16 protein-coding genes are annotated in these 17,312 nt (G+C 71.7%); 12 read left to right on the forward strand and 4 right to left on the reverse strand.

Annotated features, from left to right (window positions below):
- Positions 1-31: 31 nt before the first annotated feature.
- On the forward strand, positions 32-997 hold the full coding sequence (locus SRB5_RS20775; protein WP_153454218.1) for an alpha/beta hydrolase: 966 nt from the start codon (positions 32-34) through the stop codon (positions 995-997).
- Positions 998-1,095: 98 nt separating this feature from the next.
- The gene (locus tag SRB5_RS20780; RefSeq protein WP_153454220.1) at positions 1,096-1,842 is read left to right on the forward strand and encodes an SDR family oxidoreductase; all 747 of its coding nucleotides are present in this window, start codon (positions 1,096-1,098) and stop codon (positions 1,840-1,842) included.
- A 64-nt stretch (positions 1,843-1,906) separates the two neighbouring features.
- Here SRB5_RS20780 and SRB5_RS20785 read toward each other — a convergent pair whose 3' ends face one another.
- A complete protein-coding gene (locus SRB5_RS20785; protein WP_153454222.1) occupies positions 1,907-4,642 on the reverse strand; it encodes a helix-turn-helix transcriptional regulator in 2,736 nt (911 codons plus the stop codon).
- Positions 4,643-4,731: 89 nt separating this feature from the next.
- Between SRB5_RS20785 and SRB5_RS20790 the strand changes: the two genes are divergently transcribed.
- Together SRB5_RS20790 and SRB5_RS20795 are read left to right on the forward strand one after the other, a co-directional pair.
- Positions 4,732-5,415, forward strand: a complete 684-nt coding sequence (locus tag SRB5_RS20790) for an alpha/beta fold hydrolase (protein ID WP_153454224.1) — start codon at positions 4,732-4,734, stop codon at positions 5,413-5,415.
- Positions 5,412-6,047, forward strand: a complete 636-nt coding sequence (locus tag SRB5_RS20795) for a sigma-70 family RNA polymerase sigma factor (RefSeq protein ID WP_153454226.1) — start codon at positions 5,412-5,414, stop codon at positions 6,045-6,047. Before SRB5_RS20790 ends, SRB5_RS20795 begins: the two co-directional genes overlap by 4 nt.
- A gap of 48 nt (positions 6,048-6,095) precedes the next feature.
- Here SRB5_RS20795 and SRB5_RS20800 read toward each other — a convergent pair whose 3' ends face one another.
- On the reverse strand, positions 6,096-6,767 hold the full coding sequence (locus SRB5_RS20800; RefSeq protein WP_323378215.1) for a response regulator transcription factor: 672 nt from the start codon (positions 6,765-6,767) through the stop codon (positions 6,096-6,098).
- Positions 6,768-6,782: 15 nt separating this feature from the next.
- A complete protein-coding gene (locus SRB5_RS20805) occupies positions 6,783-7,766 on the reverse strand; it encodes a RecB family exonuclease (protein WP_153454228.1) in 984 nt (327 codons plus the stop codon).
- On the opposite strand from SRB5_RS20805, the gene SRB5_RS20810 reads away from it, so the two are divergent.
- The 3 genes from SRB5_RS20810 (at position 7,765) to SRB5_RS20820 (ending at position 10,700) form a co-directional block, all read left to right on the forward strand.
- Positions 7,765-9,027 (forward strand): site-2 protease family protein, encoded by a 1,263-nt coding sequence (locus SRB5_RS20810; RefSeq protein ID WP_153454230.1) that lies wholly within the window; start codon positions 7,765-7,767, stop codon positions 9,025-9,027. The genes SRB5_RS20805 and SRB5_RS20810 overlap by 2 nt on opposite strands.
- Positions 9,028-9,136: 109 nt before the next feature.
- Positions 9,137-10,027, forward strand: a complete 891-nt coding sequence (locus SRB5_RS20815; RefSeq protein ID WP_153454232.1) for a tRNA (adenine-N1)-methyltransferase — start codon at positions 9,137-9,139, stop codon at positions 10,025-10,027.
- A 121-nt stretch (positions 10,028-10,148) separates the two neighbouring features.
- The gene (locus tag SRB5_RS20820) at positions 10,149-10,700 is read left to right on the forward strand and encodes a hypothetical protein (protein WP_323378216.1); all 552 of its coding nucleotides are present in this window, start codon (positions 10,149-10,151) and stop codon (positions 10,698-10,700) included.
- 12 nt (positions 10,701-10,712) lie between these two features.
- Here the strand turns inward: SRB5_RS20820 and SRB5_RS20825 are convergent, their stop codons facing one another.
- Positions 10,713-11,027 carry a ferredoxin gene (locus tag SRB5_RS20825; protein WP_153454234.1) on the reverse strand — a complete coding sequence of 105 codons (315 nt, stop codon included), beginning with the start codon at positions 11,025-11,027 and terminating at the stop codon, positions 10,713-10,715.
- 241 nt (positions 11,028-11,268) lie between these two features.
- Here SRB5_RS20825 and arc point away from each other — a divergent pair, with 241 nt between their 5' ends.
- The 5 genes from arc (at position 11,269) to prcA (ending at position 17,186) form a co-directional block, all read left to right on the forward strand.
- Complete coding sequence (gene arc / locus SRB5_RS20835; protein ID WP_323378217.1) at positions 11,269-13,032, forward strand: proteasome ATPase; 1,764 nt, start codon at positions 11,269-11,271, stop codon at positions 13,030-13,032.
- 237 nt (positions 13,033-13,269) lie between these two features.
- Positions 13,270-14,781: a depupylase/deamidase Dop gene (gene dop / locus SRB5_RS20840; protein WP_153454236.1), complete on the forward strand. Its 1,512-nt coding sequence runs from the start codon at positions 13,270-13,272 to the stop codon at positions 14,779-14,781.
- A 176-nt stretch (positions 14,782-14,957) separates the two neighbouring features.
- Positions 14,958-15,170 carry a ubiquitin-like protein Pup gene (locus SRB5_RS20845; protein WP_153454238.1) on the forward strand — a complete coding sequence of 71 codons (213 nt, stop codon included), beginning with the start codon at positions 14,958-14,960 and terminating at the stop codon, positions 15,168-15,170.
- A gap of 236 nt (positions 15,171-15,406) precedes the next feature.
- Complete coding sequence (gene prcB / locus SRB5_RS20855) at positions 15,407-16,249, forward strand: proteasome subunit beta (protein WP_323378219.1); 843 nt, start codon at positions 15,407-15,409, stop codon at positions 16,247-16,249.
- A gap of 73 nt (positions 16,250-16,322) precedes the next feature.
- Entirely contained in the window at positions 16,323-17,186 is an 864-nt protein-coding gene (prcA, locus tag SRB5_RS20860) for a proteasome subunit alpha (protein ID WP_323378220.1), read from the forward strand.
- The last annotated feature ends 126 nt before the right edge of the window (positions 17,187-17,312 follow it).

Raw genomic sequence — 17,312 nt, forward strand, 5'->3', positions numbered from 1 at the left:
CAGCAGACAATCGTCGCGAAGGGAACGCCCCATGGCATTGCACCCCCACCTCGACCCCGAACTCCGGGCCGGGGTCGAGCAGCTGCCGATCCTCGACTTCGACATCACGGCCGTGTCGTACGAGGACCTGCCCGGGCAGCGGGAGCAGATGCACGCGACGATAGCCCCACCGCCCGAGACCGAGGTCGTGATCGAGAACCGCCTGGTCCCCGGCGCCGAGGGGCAGCCGGACGTCCGGCTGCGGATCTACCGGCCGGCGGAGCCCGGCCAAGGCCGTCCCGCGCTGTACTGGATCCACGGCGGCGGCATGATCATCGGCCTGCCCGAGCAGGACGACGCCATGATGGTCGGGTACGTGGAACGCCTCGGCATCGTCGGCGTGTCCGTGGACTACCGCCTGGCCCCCGAACACCAGGACCCCGCCCAGGTCGAGGACTGCTGGGCCGGACTGGTCTGGGTCGCGGAGAACGCCGCCGAACTGGGCGTCGACCCGGCGAGGCTGGCCGTCGGCGGATCCAGCGCCGGCGGCGGTCTGGCCGCCGCGATGGCCCTGATGGCCCGGGACAAGGGCGGCCCGGATATCGCGTTCCAGCTCCTGAACTCCCCGATGCTCGACGACCGCAACATCACCCCGTCCAGCCACGAGTTCACCGAGGCCGTGGTCTGGAGCCGGGCCGACAACCTCTACGGCTGGAAGGCGCTCCTCGGCGACCGGGCCGGCACCGGTGAGGTCTCCGTGTACGCGGCCCCGGCCCGCGCCACCGATCTGTCCGGGCTGCCCCCGGCGTTCGTGGACGCGACGGAGCTGGAGGTGTTCCGGGACGAGTGCGTCGACTACGTCCGGGGGCTGCTGAAGGCGGGGGTGCCGACCGAATTCCACCTCTACCCCGGGGCGTTCCACGCGTTCGACATGTGGGTGCCCGACACCGTGCTGAGCCGACGGTCCCTGGCGACGCGGGAGGCGGCCCTCAAGCGGGCGTTCGACCAGATGATGTGACGCCGCTCACCGGCCGCGCTGTCACAGGGGGACGTACCCCCCTGTCTACCTTGCGTACAGCGCCTCGAAGGACAGCGCCACGAGGGACAGGAGAGGTCATGAGGATCGCGGTTGCCGGTGGAACCGGGGTGGCCGGACGGCTTGTGGTGGCGGCGCTGAAGTCCCGCGGGTACGCCCCCGTGGTGCTGTCGCGCGGGCAGGGCGTCGATCTGGTGACCGGCGCCGGGCTGGACGCGGCGCTCGCCGGGACCGAGGCGGTCATCGACGTCAGCAATCTTTCCACGATGAACAAGAAGGAGGCGATCGCCTTCTTCGACAAGGCCGGGCACAACCTCCTCGGGGCGGCCGAACGGGCCGGGGTGCGGCACCTCGTGACCGTGTCGATCGTGGGGGTCGACCGGGTCAGGAACGGCTACTACGCGGGCAAGATGCGCCAGGAGGACATCGTCCGGGGCGGGGCGGTGCCGTGGACGATCCTGCGGTCGACGCAGTTCCACGAGTTCGCCGGCCAGGTGCTCGCCGGTGTGCCCGGGCCGATTGCCGTGGTGCCGACCGGACAGGTCCAGCCCATCGCCGTACGGGAGGTGGCCGAGGCCCTCGTCGGCCTCGCGCTGGACGCGCCGCGGGGGATGGCCCCGGAGATCGCCGGGCCGAAGGTGGAGTCGCTCGTCGGCATGGCGCGGCGGCTGATGGCCGCGGGCGGCGCGCGGAAGCGGCCGGTGCTGCCGGTGCACTTCCCCGGCGGGATGAGCAGCGGCGGTCTGCTGCCGACCGGGCAGGGGCCGCGGGGCAGGGTGACGTTCGACGAGTGGCTGAAGGAGGCCGGCTCCACAACGGCCGCGTAGCCGGCTCGTACACACGGGACAAGGGCGGCCGGGAGACCGGCCGCCCTCTTGTGCGCCCGGGGGATCAGCTCCCGGAGGTGTGCGGCAGCCGGTTGGCGAGTTCGGTCCTCGACCGCACCGACAGCTTGCGGTAGATCCGCGTCAGATTGGCTTCCACGGTCTTCACGGACATGAAGAGCTCGGCCGCGGTCTCCTGGTTCGACCGCCCCGCCGCGACCAGCTCCGCCACCCGGCGCTCCGTCTCGGTGAGCGTGCTCGTCGTGGGGCGCAGCCCCACCCGACCCGCCTCGTCCCGGGCCCGCTGCGCCCACCGCGGGATGCCCAGCGCCTCGAAGGCGCCCGCCGCCGCGTCCAGCGCCTGATTCGCCTTGCCCTTGAACCCGGCGCGCCGGTAGACCTGCCCCAGCGCCAGCCGGGACCGCGCCGCCTCGAACGGGCACTCCGCGTCCGGCAGCCCGACGACGGCGAGGAGTTCCTTCAGCGCCGTGTCCGTGTCCCCGCGGGCGGCCGTCAGCAGGGCCTGGCAGCGCCGGGCGGCGACCTCGGCGTCCTGGCTCCCGGCCGCTCCCTGACGCCGCAGCACGGCGACGGCCGCCTCGACGTCCTTGGTCTCACCGAGCTGGAGGGCGGCGTCGGCGTAGTCCACGCCCCAGAGGAGCCCCTCCAGATCGACCATGCCCGTGCGCTCGAAGATCCCCGCGACCTCGCGCAGCACCTCGAGCGCCGCGGGCCAGTCACGCGCGGATGCCTCGACGAAGCCGAGCTGCGCCAGGAAGCCGGCCCGCCAGTACGTCGACCCCTGGACCTGCGGCCGGTCGGCGCCGCGCCGGGCCCACAGCCGGGCCTCGTCCAGCTCACCGGCGTAGGAGTAGACGAGGGCGTGCGCCATGTCCTCCTGCGAGTTGAAGGCCTCGGACCAGTCACCGGACGCCGCCCACGCCCCCGACGAGGCCGCGTCCTGGAGCGCGGCCTCGGCATCGCGCACCTTCGACCGGCGGACGAGGACGATGATCAGGGCGATGTACAGCAGCGACAGGTCGCCGTACCGGCCGGCCTCGACGGCCTGGGCGATGCCCCCGCGGACCTGCGTCTCGGCGGCCGGATCGGTCCAGCGCGCACCGAAACCCCGTACGGCGGCCGGCAACGACGGGGGGAGCCCGGCCTCTTCGGCGAGCCGGTCGATCTCGTCCAGCGCTCCTGCGTCCGTGCCCCGGCCCACGCCCCAGTGCCGCTCGGCCACCATGAGCTCGGTGAGTGCCTTGAGCCGCAGATCCGCCCGCCCGAGCGCGGTCGCCTCCGTGACCGCCTCCCGGGCGGCCTCGAGCGCCCGCGGCCCGTCGCCCAGCATCCGGCAGAACGCCGCCAGGGTGCCCAGCGCGTCCGCGTGCGCCGCGCTGCCGGCGGGAGCGAGGTCGAGCACCTGCTCCACCCGCGACCGGGCGGTGGCCACGTCCTCCGCCAGCCGGGCCCAGCGCACCTTCACCTGGGCCTGCTGCTCGGGTGAGACGGCGAGCGACTTCCCCTTGCACAGGGCGGCCCGGGCGGCCGTCGCGTCGCCGGCGTTGCTGTAGGTGTCCACGGCACGCAGCCAGCGCGCCAGACCGGCCACCGGGTCCGACACGGTGGCCAGGGCCGCCCCCTCCAGCAGCTCGCCCGCCACCTGCCGGGCGCCGCGGCCCGTGGAGAGTTCGGCGGCCCGTTCCAGATCGGCCGCCACGGTCTCGTCCGGTATCGACGTCGACTTCGCCCGGTGCCGGGCCCGTTCCACCGGATCCTCGAGGGTGTCCGCCAGCGCGCGGTGCGCCCGGCGGCGCTCGGCCGCCGTGGCGGCGTCGTACACGGCCGAGGCCAGCAGCGGATGGGTGAAGGTGATCACCGACCCGGCGCCCACGTTCACCATGTCCTCGTCGACCGCGGCCTCCAGGGCCGGCCACAGCCTGTCCCGTTCGACGACCGCCTGCGCCTGCGTCACCGTCAGCCGGCCGGCCGCGGACGCCAGCAGCAGCACCTCGCGGGTGTCGCCGGTCAGCCGGGCCACGCGTTCGTCCAACAGCTCGGCGAGGCTCGGCGGGACGTGCACCCGCCCGGGCCCGGAGGCCCGCGCGATCTCCAGGGCCAGGAACGGGTTCCCGCCGCTGGCCCGAGCCACCTCGGCGCTCAGCGGCGGCGTCCACTCCGGTCCCAGCCGGGTACGCAGCAGCCGGCCCACGGCGTCGTCCGTCAGCGGGCGCAGCGCGAACTCGTGGCGCGGCTCCGCCAGACACCGCAGGAGTTCCGTACCAGTCTCCGGGTCCGGCCTGGTCGCGATCAGCACGCTCAGCCGCCGGGGTTCGGCCAGCAGGCCGCGCAGCGCGAAGCCGAGGCTGCCGACGGTCGCCTGGTCCAGCCACTGCAGATCGTCGATGATCAGCGCCACCGGCTCCGACTCGCACAGCCGCGAGAACAGACTCCGCACGGCCAGGGGGACGGCCAGCGGGTCGACCTCGCCGCCCCCGGGCTCCGCGCGCTGCAGGGCCACGGCCAGCGCGCGCCGCTGCGGCCCCGGAAGGTCCTGGTCGGCCCCCTCGGGGAAGTGGCGGGTGAGCTCGGCGAGCCCCGCGAAGGGCAGCCCCTTCTCGAACTCGGTCGGCGCCACGGACAGCACCCGGCGTCCCTGGCCCCGCGCCAACTCGGCCGCGGCCTGCAGCAACCGGCTCTTGCCGACCCCCGGGTCCCCGACGGTGACCACACTGCCGCCGCGGTCCATCAGATCGCCGACGGCCGCCAGTGCGTCCTCTCGTCCGAACAGTCCCTGGATCACACCGGCATTTTGCCCTATCACCCTCCCCTCGCGACGGCGAGGGTTATCCCCGATGCCTCCCTTGCCCTCCCGGGGCGAATCTGCCTGCCATGGAACAGATCAAGAATGTGCTGCTGGTCCACGGGGACTTCGTGGACGGGTCCGGATGGCGGCAGGTGTACGAACTGCTCGTCGCCGACGGCTTCCGTGTCTCCGTGGTCCAGCACCCCACCCAGTCCCTCGCGGGCGACGTGCTGGCCACCCTGCGGGTGATGCGCGCCCAGCACGGCCCGTGCGTGCTCGTCGGCCACTCCTACGGCGGCGTGGTGATCACGGAGGCCGGCACCGACGACGACGTCGCCGCCCTGGTCTACGTCGCCGCCTTCGTCCCCGACACCGGCGAGTCCGCGCACGACCTGATGGCCGGAACCGCGCCGATGCCACCGCCGAGAGACGACTTCCTGGTCCGTGAGCACGCCGGCTTCCACGAGCTGTACGCGGCCGACCTTCCGCCCGCCGAGGCCCGCTTCCTGGCCGACTCCCAGGTCCCCTGGCGGGTCGGCGCCCTCGAGGGCCGCGTCACCCGGCCCGCCTGGCACACCAAACCCAGCTGGTACCTGGTGGCCTCCGACGACCGGGTGATCCCGGCGTCGCTGCAGCGGGCCATGGCCGTCCGCTCCGGTTCCACGGTGTCCGAGGTCGCCGCGAGTCACTTCGTCCACGTGTCCCAGCCCCGCGCCATCGCCGACCTGGTCCGCAGGGCCGCCCGGACCGCAGAGGAGACCCGACCATGAACGACGACGATCTCGACGCCTTCGTCGACGCCCGCCCCCGCCTGTTCCGGACCGCCCACCGCATCGTCGGCGACCCGCACGAGGCGGAGGACATCCTCCAGGAGGTCTGGCTCCGCTGGTACCGCACCGACCGCGCCGCGGTGACCAACGCCGAGGCCTTCCTGCTGACCACGACGAGCCGGCTGGCGATCAACCACATCCGGTCCGCCCGCCACCGCCGCGAGACGCCCGCCCTGCCCCGGGAGTACGAGGACACGGTGTACGAGACCGCGGACCCGCAGGCCGGGATCGAACGCGGCGAGACGATCGAGCTCGCCGTCCAGCTGCTGTGCGAACGGCTGCTGCCGTCGGAGCGCGCCGTGTTCGTGCTGCGCGAGGGGTTCAGATACCCGTACCAGCTGATCGCCGAACGACTGCGGATCACTCCGGGCAACGCGCGCCAGCTCGCCACCCGCGCCCGCGCCCGGATCATGGCCGGCCGCACCGGTCCGTACAGCACGGACGCCCGCGACCGGCTGCTGAAGGCGCTCGAGCCGGCCGCCCGCGGCGGCGGGCTGAGCGGCCTCGAGACGACCCTGGCCGCCGACACCCGCTTCCGCGGCCGTCCCGGGCCCCTGGCGGACGCGGCGTAGACGCCCGCGGACGGGTCCGGAGGACATCCGGACCCCGCGGGCGACGGCTCAGGAGGCCCCGGGCCGCACCAGACCGCTCTCGTACGCGTACACCGCCGCCTGCACCCGGTCGCGCAGCCCCAGCTTCGTCAGCACATGCCCCACATGCGTCTTCACCGTCGTCTCGCTGACGAACAGATCCGCGGCGATCTCCGCGTTGGACAGCCCCCGGGCCACCAGCTTGAGCACCTCGACCTCCCGGTCGGTGAGCGTGCCCAGGGTGTCCGGGACGGTCTCCTCGCCGGAGGGCAGCTTCGTCGCGTACTTGTCGAGCAGCCGCCGGGTGATCGACGGCGCCAGCATCGCCTCACCGGCCGCGACCACGCGGATCGCCTGCACCAGCTCCACCGCGGGGGCGTCCTTCAGCAGGAATCCGCTGGCACCGGCCCGCAGCGCGTCCACCACGTACTCGTCCAGGTCGAACGTGGTCAGCACCAGCACCTTCGCCGGGCCGTCCCGGCCGGGGCCGGTGATCTGCCGGGTCGCCTCGACGCCGTCCATCCGCGGCATCCGGATGTCCATCAGCACCACATCGGGCTGCAGCGCCCGCACCTGGTCCAGGGCCTGGACCCCGTCGCCCGCCTCACCCACGACGGCGATGTCCTGCTCCGCCTCGAGGATCATGCGGAAACCCGTGCGCAGCAGCGGCTGGTCGTCGACGAGCAGGACGCGGATGGCCACGAGACTTCTCCTTCGCTAGACGTCGCCCATTGTGCCCTGGGCCACTTCGCCCTCCCCGGCCGGGCGGGGTCCGGGCACTCCCGCCCCCGGCGCCGGGCCGGCGGCCAGGGGATAGGGCGGGGGAGTGCCCCCGTACGCCGGGCAGATCTCCTGGAAGCTGCAGAACCGGCACAGCGGGCCCGTCCGCGGCCGCCAGTCGCCGCTGGCCGTCGCCCGGTCGATGGCCTGCCACAGCGCGTGCAACTTGCGCTCCACGCCGCGCAGATCGCCCTCGTCCGGGTCGTACGTCAGCACGTCCTCGCTGCCCAGATACACCAGCTGCAGCCGGCGCGGCACCACGCCCCGCAGCCGCCACACCACCAGGGCGTAGAACTTCATCTGGAACAGCGCCCCCGCCGCGTACTCCGGGCGCGGGGCCTTGCCCGTCTTGTAGTCGACGATGCGCACCTCGCCCGTCGGCGCCACGTCGACCCGGTCGATGACGCCCCGCAGCCGCAGCCCCGACTCCAGCTCCGTCTCGACGAACAGCTCCCGCTCGGCCGGCTCCAGCCGCGTCGGGTCCTCCAGCGAGAACCACCGCTCCACCAGCGTCTCGGCCTCCGCCAGCCATCCGGCCAGATCCACCGCCCCGCCGTCCTCGGCGAACAGCTCCGCCAGCTCCGGCCGGTCCGCCAGCAGCCGGTCCCAGGCCGGCGCCACCATCGCCCGGGCCCGCGGGACCGTGCGCTCGCCGGCCGGGTCGTCGAAGAGCCGCTCCAGCACCGCGTGCACCAGCGTGCCCCTGGCCGCGGCGGCGTTCGGCTTCTCCGGGAGCCGGTCGATCACCCGGAAGCGGTACAGCAGCGGGCACGTCTGGAAGTCGTTCGCGCGCGACGGCGAGAGCGACGGGCGCGGCGGCGCGGACGCCTCCGCGCCCCCGGGCGCGGGGGCGGACGGGGCGAGTCCGGGCCCGTCCGCGCCCTGCCCTGGATCGCTGTCGGTGCCGGTCGGGGTAGTCATGGTGTACGACCCTACGGCCCGGCACCGACATCGTGCGGCATACCATCGGCAGTACGGCGCCGCGACGAGGGGTACAGGGGAGAGAGTGGACCACGACGGCAAGGACAACCGTCCCAAGGAACGCGGAGGCGGCCTGCTCATGGGCCGTCCCTTCGGCGTGCCCGTGTACGTGGCCCCGAGCTGGTTCCTGGTCGCCGCGCTGATCACCTGGGTCTTCGGCGGCCAGCTGGAGCGGGTGCTGCCGGAGCTCGGCGGCGTGCGCTATCTCGTCGCCCTCTTCTTCGCCGTCGCCTTCTACGCGTCCGTGCTGGTCCACGAGCTGGCGCACACCGTCGTCGCGCTGCACTACAAGCTGCCCGTGCGCCGGATCCAGCTCCAGTTCTTCGGCGGCGTCTCGGAGATCGAGAAGGAGTCCGACACCCCCGGCCGCGAGTTCTGGCTGGCCTTCGCGGGCCCGCTGCTGTCCCTGGTGCTCTCCGCGGTCTTCTACGGGGCCCTGCACCTCGTGCAGGAGCGCACGGTCCCCTCGGTGCTGCTGGCCGGCCTGATGATCTCCAACCTGATCGTCGCGCTGTTCAACCTGCTGCCCGGCCTGCCCCTGGACGGCGGCCGGATGCTCCGTGCCGTCGTCTGGAAGATCAGCGGCAAGCCGATGACCGGCACCGTCGCCGCCGCCTGGGTGGGCCGCGCGCTCGCCGTCGGCGTGCTGATCGGCCTCCCGCTGCTCACCACCACCCGCGACGGCGCCGAGATCGGCGGCGCCGACTCCCTCACCGACGCCCTGCTCGCCGCGATCCTGGCCGCGATCATCTGGACGGGCGCCGGCAACAGCCTGCGCATGGCCCGGCTGCGCGAACGCCTCCCCGACCTGCGTGCCCGCGTCCTCACCCGGCGCGCCGCCCCCGTCACCCCCGACACCCCGCTGTCCGAGGCGCTGCGCCGCGCCGACGAGGCCGGCGCGCGGGCCCTGGTCGTCGTCGACGGCACCGGGGCGCCCACGGGCATCGTCCGCGAGTCGGCGATCACCGGCGTCGCCGAGCACCGCCGGCCCTGGGAGAGCATCGGCCAGTACGCCCAGGACCTGCGCGAGGGCATGCGGGTGTCCGCGGAGCTGACGGGGGAGGAGCTGCTGGAGCACATGCGCTCGACCCCGGCCACGGAGTATCTGGTGGTGGAGGAGACGGGCGAGATCTACGGCGTCCTGTCCACGGCCGACGTGGAACGCGCCTTCGTCGCCGCCATGGCCCGCCCCGCCTCCTGAGCCCCGCCCCCGTCACTCCCGCGGGCGCGGCTCCGTACAGCCGTACGAATAACAAGCCCCGCGGCGGCCCGTGGCGCGGGCACCGGCTCCCGACCGGTAATCTGACCGCATGTCCGAACCGACCGGTGCCGCCCGCCGACGCGGGCCCTTCCAGGTCGGGGACCAGGTCCAGCTCACCGATCCCAAGGGTCGCCACTACACGTTCACGCTCGAAGCCGGGAAGAGCTTCCACACCCACAAGGGTGCCTTCCCGCACGACGAGCTGATCGGCGCTCCCGAGGGCACTGTTGTGCGTACCACCGGGAACGTCGCGTATCTCGCGCTGCGCCCGCTGCTCCCCGACTACGTCCTGTCCATGCCCCGCGGCGCCGCCGTGGTCTACCCCAAGGACGCGGGGCAGATCCTCGCGATGGCCGACATCTTCCCCGGCGCCCGCGTGGTCGAGGCCGGAGTGGGATCCGGCTCGCTGACCATGTTCCTGCTGCGGGCCGTGGGCGACCACGGCATGCTCCACTCCTACGAGCGCCGGGACGACTTCGCCCGGATCGCGCGCGAGAACGTGGAGCGCTACTTCGGCGGCCCCCACCCCGCCTGGCAGCTGACCGTGGGCGATCTGCAGGACAACCTCGCCGACACCGAGGTCGACCGGGTCATCCTCGACATGCTGGCCCCCTGGGAGTGCCTGGACGCCGTCTCGAAGGCCCTGGTGCCCGGCGGCATGCTCTGCGCGTACGTCGCGACCACCACGCAGCTGGCCCGCACGGTGGAGACCATCCGCGAGCACGGCTCGTTCAACGAGCCCTCCGCGTGGGAGACGATGGTGCGCACCTGGCACATCGAGGGTCTGGCGGTACGCCCGGACCACCGCATGATCGGCCACACCGGCTTCCTGCTCACCGCCCGCCGGCTCGCCGACGGCGTCGAGCCGCCGCTGCGCCGCCGCCGGCCCGCCCCCGGGGCGTACGGGGAGGACTACGAGGGTCCCGGCAAGAACCGCTGACGCACGCATCGATGATGCGGCTGACGCCGCGTGGGGTGGCGGTCGTTCCACATGAAGTGATCATGTGGCACCATTCCTGCCACCCCCACGGCGTTCAGCGACTATCCAGGAGCCCCCCAGCGTGCAGTCCCTGCCAGGCGCAGCAGACCTCCCGCACACCCGTACCAGCCCTCTCCAGTGGCTGCTCACCGCCGTCGCCGTGGCCGCGGTCGTCGCCGCCGGCGGCGCCCTGACGCCCGACGGGGCTCACGCGGCGGACGGCGGACAGACCGGCCCCGACGCCGCGGCCGCCGACTACCCCCTGGACTGCGGCGAACGCAGACCGGTCGTCACCCACCGCGCCTCCGCCGACCTCGACCACGACGGCCGCGCCGAGACCGTGGCCGTGGTCCGCTGCGAGACGGGCCTGGGCACCGCGCCCAGCTCCGTCTACGTGCTGGCCGGTCCCGGGGAGCCCCCGCGGGTGCTCGAGACCCTGCTGGACGCGAAGCAGGACATGAGTGTCGGAAAGTTCGCCGTGCGTGACGGTGAGATTTCGGCCACACTGCTCGGCTACTCCGCGGACGCCCCGCGCTGCTGCCCCGACCGGGAGCGGGACGTCGAATGGCACTGGGAGAACGGCCGGTTCGTGCTGGAGGCCCAGCCCGTGCGCCCCGCGGGCGTCGCGGCCTGAGCCGCCCCCCGGTCAGCCGGCGCCGGGGCCGTACACCTCGGCGCCGTCCGCGGTCCGGCGCACGTGGATGCACTCGCCGGGACACTCCCGTACCGAGGCCACCACGTCCGTGAGCAGCACCGACGGCACCGGGGCCGTGGCGCCGGGGGACTGGCGCAGCTCGTCGTCGGGGCCCTTGACGTAGGCCAGGCCGTCGATGTCCAGCTCGAAGACCTCGGGTGCGTACTGGGCGCAGATCCCGTCGCCGGTGCACAGGTCCTGGTCGATCCAGACCTCGAGTTCGGCTTGAATCCCGGTGGACCCGGCCGTCTCGCTGTGCACGGTCATTGCGCCTGCCGATCTACGCGAATGGGACGAAATAGAGTCACCCTTGACGGGTGTTGACTATGCCGACCCTATATCCGGCCGCTTTCCGATGTTCCCGGCTGGGTATCCCCCTGGCGTGAGGGCGTGCGCAAGGGTGAAGATCGGACTCACCCCGACCGTCTTTGTGATCTAGGGGTTTCAACTGGGACTGACCCAGGTAGGGTCAGGAAGCGTCCAGCTCCCCTTGGAGGAGGTGAGGACCGTGGCAGCCCACGACGACGACATGAACCGCGGCAACCGTACGGGCCGGGGCGAAGATCCCGCCGGCACGATTGCCTACCTCGAGCAGGAAATCGCCGTCCTGCGACGCAAGCTCGCCGACTCGCCGCGTCACACGAGAATTCTCGAAGAGCGCATCGTCGAGTTGCAGACCAACCTGGCAGGCGTGTCCGCGCAGAACGAGCGGCTCGCGAACACGCTCCGTGAGGCCCGCGACCAGATCGTGGCCCTCAAGGAGGAAGTCGACCGGCTCGCGCAGCCGCCGGCCGGCTTCGGTGTGTTCCTGCAGGCGAACGAGGACGGCACGGCGGACATCTTCACCGGGGGCCGCAAGCTCCGGGTGAACGTCAGCCCGAGTGTGGAACTCGACGACCTCAGGCGCGGCCAGGAGCTGATGCTCAACGAAGCGCTGAACGTGGTCGAGGCGATGGAGTTTGAGCGCGCCGGGGACATCGTCACCCTCAAGGAGGTCCTTGAGGACGGCGAGCGTGCCCTGGTCCTGGGGCACACCGACGAGGAACGGGTGGTGCGGCTCGCGGAGCCGCTGCTGGACACCGTCATCCGTCCCGGCGACGCCCTGCTGCTGGAGCCGCGCTCCGGCTACGTCTACGAGGTCATCCCCAAGAGCGAGGTCGAGGACCTCGTCCTGGAGGAGGTCCCCGACATCGACTACAACAAGATCGGCGGTCTGGGCAATCAGATCGAGATGATCCGGGACGCGGTGGAGCTGCCGTACCTGTATCCCGATCTGTTCAAGGAGCACGAGCTGCGTCCGCCCAAGGGCGTGCTGCTCTACGGTCCTCCCGGCTGCGGCAAGACCCTCATCGCCAAGGCCGTGGCGAACTCGCTGGCCAAGAAGGTCGCCGAGGTGACCGGCAAGCCCGCGGGGAAGTCGTTCTTCCTCAACATCAAGGGCCCCGAGCTCCTCAACAAGTACGTCGGCGAGACCGAGCGGCACATCCGGCTGGTCTTCCAGCGCGCCCGGGAGAAGGCCTCCGAGGGCACCCCCGTGATCGTCTTCTTCGACGAGATGGAGTCCCTCTTCCGCACCCGCGGCTCCGGTGTCAGCTCGGACGTGGAGAACACCATCGTCCCGCAGCTGCTCGCCGAGATCGACGGTGTGGAGGGCCTGGAGAACGTCATCGTGATCGGCGCCTCCAACCGCGAGGACATGATCGACCCCGCGATCCTGCGCCCCGGCCGGCTCGACGTGAAGATCAAGATCGAGCGTCCGGACGCGGAGGCCGCGAAGGACATCTTCTCCAAGTACCTCACCAAGACCCTGCCGCTGCACAGCGAGGACCTCGCCGAGCACGCCGGGGACAAGGCCGACACGGTCACCGGAATGATCCAGTCGGTGGTCGAGCAGATGTACGCGGAATCCGACGAGAACCGCTTCCTGGAGGTCACCTACGCCAACGGTGACAAGGAAGTCCTCTACTTCAAGGACTTCAACTCCGGAGCGATGATCCAGAACATCGTCGACCGGGCCAAGAAAATGGCGATCAAGGCCTTCCTCGACCACAACCAGAAGGGTCTGCGCGTCTCCCATCTCCTCCAGGCGTGTGTGGACGAGTTCAAGGAGAACGAGGACCTGCCGAACACCACCAACCCCGACGACTGGGCCCGGATCTCCGGCAAGAAGGGCGAGCGGATCGTGTTCATCCGTACGCTCGTCACCGGAAAGCAGGGCGCGGACACCGGCCGGTCCATCGACACGGTGGCGAACACCGGCCAGTACCTGTAGGGGCCGAACGGAAACGGCGTCCGGCTGTGGAAGCCCGAACGGGTATTCCGCGGCCGGACGCTGCTTACCCGCCGGCCGCACCGGCCGGCGAAAAGCAATGACCGTAATGATCTCCCCACCACCCCAATGGCGTTCTAGGCTCTTCCGTACCGGCGCGCGATCGGTGTACGTGCCGGACACACAGCGGTACTTGAGCGCCGCCCAGGGCAGAGGGCGGTGCCGGGCAAGGAGGGCCGCATGACCGTACGGCGAGTAATGGGCATCGAGACGGAGTACGGGATCTCCGTGCCGGGCCACCCCAATGCCAATGCCATGCTCACCTCGTCCCAGGTCGTCAACGCCTACGCGGCGGCGATGCACCGGGCCCGGCGCGCGCGCTGGGACTTCGAGGAGGAGAACCCGCTGCGCGACGCCCGCGGCTTCGACCTCGCGCGGGAGGCGGCGGACTCCAGCCAGCTCACGGACGAGGACATCGGCCTCGCCAACGTGATCCTCACCAACGGCGCGCGCCTGTACGTCGACCACGCCCACCCCGAGTACAGCGCCCCCGAGGTCACCAACCCGCGTGACGCGGTGCTGTGGGACAAGGCCGGCGAGCGGATCATGGCGGAGGCCGCCGTGCGCGCCGCGCAGCTCCCCGGTGCCCAGCCGATCCATCTGTACAAGAACAACACCGACAACAAGGGCGCCAGCTACGGCACGCACGAGAACTATCTGATGAAGCGGGAGACCCCGTTCTCGGACATCGTGCGCCATCTGACGCCGTTCTTCGTCTCCCGCCAGGTCGTCACGGGCGCCGGCCGGGTCGGCATCGGCCAGGACGGCACCGCGCACGGCTTCCAGCTCAGCCAGCGGGCCGACTACTTCGAGGTCGAGGTGGGACTGGAGACCACCCTGAAGCGGCCCATCATCAACACCCGGGACGAGCCGCACGCCGACGCGGAGAAGTACCGCCGGCTGCATGTGATCATCGGCGACGCCAATCTGTCGGAGATCTCCACCTACCTCAAGCTCGGCACCACGGCGCTGGTCCTGTCCATGATCGAGGACGGGTTCATCGCGGTGGACCTGGCCGTGGAGCAGCCCGTACGCACCCTCCACCAGGTCTCCCACGACGCCTCCCTCGGCCACCTGGTCACGCTGCGCAGCGGCCGTACGCTGACCGCGGTGCAGCTCCAGATGGAGTACTGCGAGCTGGCCCGCAAGTACGTCGAGGACCGCTTCGGCACGGACGCCGACGAGCAGACCACGGACGTGCTGACCCGCTGGGAGGACACCCTCAACCGGCTCGAGACGGATCCGATGAGCCTGGCGGGCGAGCTCGACTGGGTCGCCAAGCTCCACCTCCTCGAGGGCTACCGGCGCCGTGACGGTCTGGAGTGGGACGCCGCCCGGCTGCAGCTGGTCGACCTGCAGTACGCGGACGTGCGCCCGGACAAGGGCCTGTACAACCGGCTCACCGCGCGCGGCAGCATCAAGCGGCTGCTGGACGAGCAGGACGTGGAGCGGGCCAAGACCGAGCCGCCGGAGGACACCCGGGCCTATTTCCGGGGCCGCTGTCTGGAGCAGTACGCCGACGACGTCGCGGCGGCCTCCTGGGACTCGGTGATCTTCGACCTGCCCGGCCGGGACTCGCTGCAGCGGGTGCCCACCCTGGAACCCCTGCGGGGTACCAGGAACCATGTCAAGGAACTCCTGGACCGCTGCCGTACGGCCGAAGAGCTGGTACGGGTGCTGTCCGGGGGCTGATCCGGCACCGATCGCACACTGCTGTACCGCAGAAGTGGGCTGAAATGCCCGTGATGCGGGAATCACCAGGGTGGTACTCGCACGTTGTGGGAACTACGGGGCCGATGTCCGACCGGCCTTGTAGGGTCTATAACAGCTGATCTTGCACGCGGACTGAACCGAGCGGGGTGAGGGACATGGCGACCAAGGACACTGGCGGCGGACAGAAGAAGGCCTCGAAGACCTCCGAGGAGGTCGAGGAGCAGCAGGCGGAGGCGGAGTCCGACCTCAAGGAGCGGCACGAGAAGCTCTCGGACGACGTGGACTCCGTGCTGGACGAGATCGACGACGTCCTCGAGGAGAACGCGGAGGACTTCGTGCGTTCGTTCGTTCAAAAGGGTGGACAGTGATTCACGGATGTGAACGCCGCCGGGAGCTGTCGCTCCCGGAGTGAACAGCGGTGGCCGCGGGAGGTCTTCGCCCACAGCGAAGGCCTCCCGTGAGCTTCCGCCGCCCAGGTGGATCACCGCCACGGGACGGGTAGGGTCCGTGGCGTACGTGCTTCAACCGCAATTCGGCCGTCGGTACGGTCCGGGCCTTCGCCCGCCGTGCCCCGTCGCGCCGCCGCCTATCCGGAAGGAAACGCGTGGAAGCCAACCCTCGTAGCACCGGGCGTCTGCCGGCTGCCTTCCTGACGCCCGGGTCGTCGTCGTTCCTCGACTTCCTGGCCCAGCACGCCCCCGAGGCGCTGCCGGGGCGCCGGGAGCTGCCGGCCGAGGGCGTCCTGCAGGCCCCGCACGGCACGACGATCGTGGCGCTGACGTTCCCCGGCGGCGTCGTCCTGGCCGGCGACCGCCGCGCCACCATGGGGAACATGATCGCCCAGCGGGACATCGAGAAGGTGTTCCCGGCCGACGAGTACTCGGCGATCGGCATCGCCGGCACCGCGGGCCTCGCGGTGGAGATGGTCAAGCTCTTCCAGCTGGAGCTGGAGCACTTCGAGAAGGTGGAGGGCGCCACGCTCTCCCTCGAGGGCAAGGCCAACCGCCTCACCACGATGATCCGCTCGAACCTCGGCATGGCGATGCAGGGCCTGGCCGTCGTGCCGCTGTTCGCCGGCTGGGACCTGGCCCGCGAGCGCGGCCGGATCTTCTCGTACGACGTGACGGGCGGCCGCTCGGAGGAGCACGGCTTCGCCGCCGTCGGCTCGGGCTCGGTGTTCGCCCGGGGCAGCCTGAAGAAGCTCTACCGCGAGGACCTCTCGGAGTCCGAGGCCACGACGGCCGCCGTCCAGGCGCTGTACGACGCCGCCGACGACGACTCGGCGACGGGCGGCCCGGACATGGCCCGGCGTATCTTCCCGATCCTCACGGTCATCACGGACGAGGGCTACCGCCGGCTCACGGAGACGGAGTCCATGGAGATCGCCCGCTCGGTCGTGGACGGCCGGCTGGAGCACCCCGACGGCCCGCGCGCCGCGGTGCTGTAGCGCCATGCGGGCCCTGGATGAACTGGTGCGGCCGCGACCGCGCCCCCGACGCAGCGAAAGGGACGGATAGCCGGTGTCGACCCCGTTCTATGTCTCACCCCAGCAGGCGATGCAGGATCGCGCCGAGTACGCCCGCAAGGGCATCGCGCGCGGCCGCAGCGTCGTCGTGCTGCAGTACGCGGACGGCATCCTCTTCGTCGCCGAGAACCCGTCCCGCGCACTCCACAAGGTCAGCGAGATCTACGACCGGATCGCCTTCGCGGCGGTCGGCAAGTACAACGAGTTCGAGAACCTGCGCATCGGCGGCGTCCGCTACGCCGACCTGCGCGGCTACACCTACGACCGGGACGACGTCACGGCCCGCGGCCTGGCGAACGTCTACGCCCAGACGCTGGGCACGATCTTCTCGTCGGTGGCGGAGAAGCCGTACGAGGTGGAGCTGATCGTCGCCGAGGTCGGGGAGGCCCCGGCGGACGACCAGGTCTACCGGCTGCCGCACGACGGGTCGATCGTCGACGAGCACGGCTCGGTGGCCGTCGGCGGCAACGCCGACCAGATCAGCTCGTATCTGGAGTCGCGCCACCGCGAGGGCATGACCCTGGCCGAGGCGCTGAAGCTGGCGGTGGAGTCCCTCACCCGGGACACCAACGGCAGCGAGCGCACGCTGACGGCCGATCAGCTCGAGGTCGCGGTGCTGGACCGGCGCCGGCCCCAGCAGCGCAAGTTCAAGCGGATCCTGGGCGGTCAGCTGACCCGCCTGCTGGAGGGCGAGCAGCCGTCCGCCGACGCCTCCGCGGACGCCGCGGCTGACGACGACGAGGAGATCCTGGACCTGCCCGACGAGTCGCCGGGCGACGCGTCCGCCGGCTCCGGGGGCTCCGGCTCCGAGGACGCCGCGGACTCCGACGCCTCCGGGGACGACGCCGGCAAGAGCTGACACAGCACGGCGGACCGGGTGACCGCCCGGTCCGCCGGAATGGCGAGCAGGCGGCGCCGAGGCCGGTTCCGGGCGTGTCCGCCCGCCGGTGACATGCGCGAAAATGATCGAATCGCCGTCGCCGAA

Source organism: Streptomyces smaragdinus, assembly GCF_009604385.1.
In the GTDB taxonomy this organism is placed as follows: domain Bacteria; phylum Actinomycetota; class Actinomycetes; order Streptomycetales; family Streptomycetaceae; genus Streptomyces; species Streptomyces smaragdinus.

Excerpts from the sequence above, each read along its gene's own strand:
- SRB5_RS20780 (WP_153454220.1), top strand. The coding sequence starts at position 1,096 with ATGAGGATCGCGGTTGCCGGTGGAACCGGGGTGGCCGGACGGCTTGTG.
- SRB5_RS20845 (WP_153454238.1), top strand. The coding sequence starts at position 14,958 with ATGGCGACCAAGGACACTGGCGGCGGACAGAAGAAGGCCTCGAAGACC.
- SRB5_RS20815 (WP_153454232.1), top strand. The coding sequence starts at position 9,137 with ATGTCCGAACCGACCGGTGCCGCCCGCCGACGCGGGCCCTTCCAGGTC.
- SRB5_RS20825 (WP_153454234.1), bottom strand. The coding sequence starts at position 11,027 with ATGACCGTGCACAGCGAGACGGCCGGGTCCACCGGGATTCAAGCCGAA.
- SRB5_RS20790 (WP_153454224.1), top strand. The coding sequence starts at position 4,732 with ATGGAACAGATCAAGAATGTGCTGCTGGTCCACGGGGACTTCGTGGAC.
- SRB5_RS20775 (WP_153454218.1), top strand. The coding sequence starts at position 32 with ATGGCATTGCACCCCCACCTCGACCCCGAACTCCGGGCCGGGGTCGAG.
- dop (WP_153454236.1), top strand. The coding sequence starts at position 13,270 with ATGACCGTACGGCGAGTAATGGGCATCGAGACGGAGTACGGGATCTCC.
- SRB5_RS20805 (WP_153454228.1), bottom strand. The coding sequence starts at position 7,766 with ATGACTACCCCGACCGGCACCGACAGCGATCCAGGGCAGGGCGCGGAC.
- SRB5_RS20795 (WP_153454226.1), top strand. The coding sequence starts at position 5,412 with ATGAACGACGACGATCTCGACGCCTTCGTCGACGCCCGCCCCCGCCTG.
- SRB5_RS20810 (WP_153454230.1), top strand. The coding sequence starts at position 7,765 with ATGGTGTACGACCCTACGGCCCGGCACCGACATCGTGCGGCATACCAT.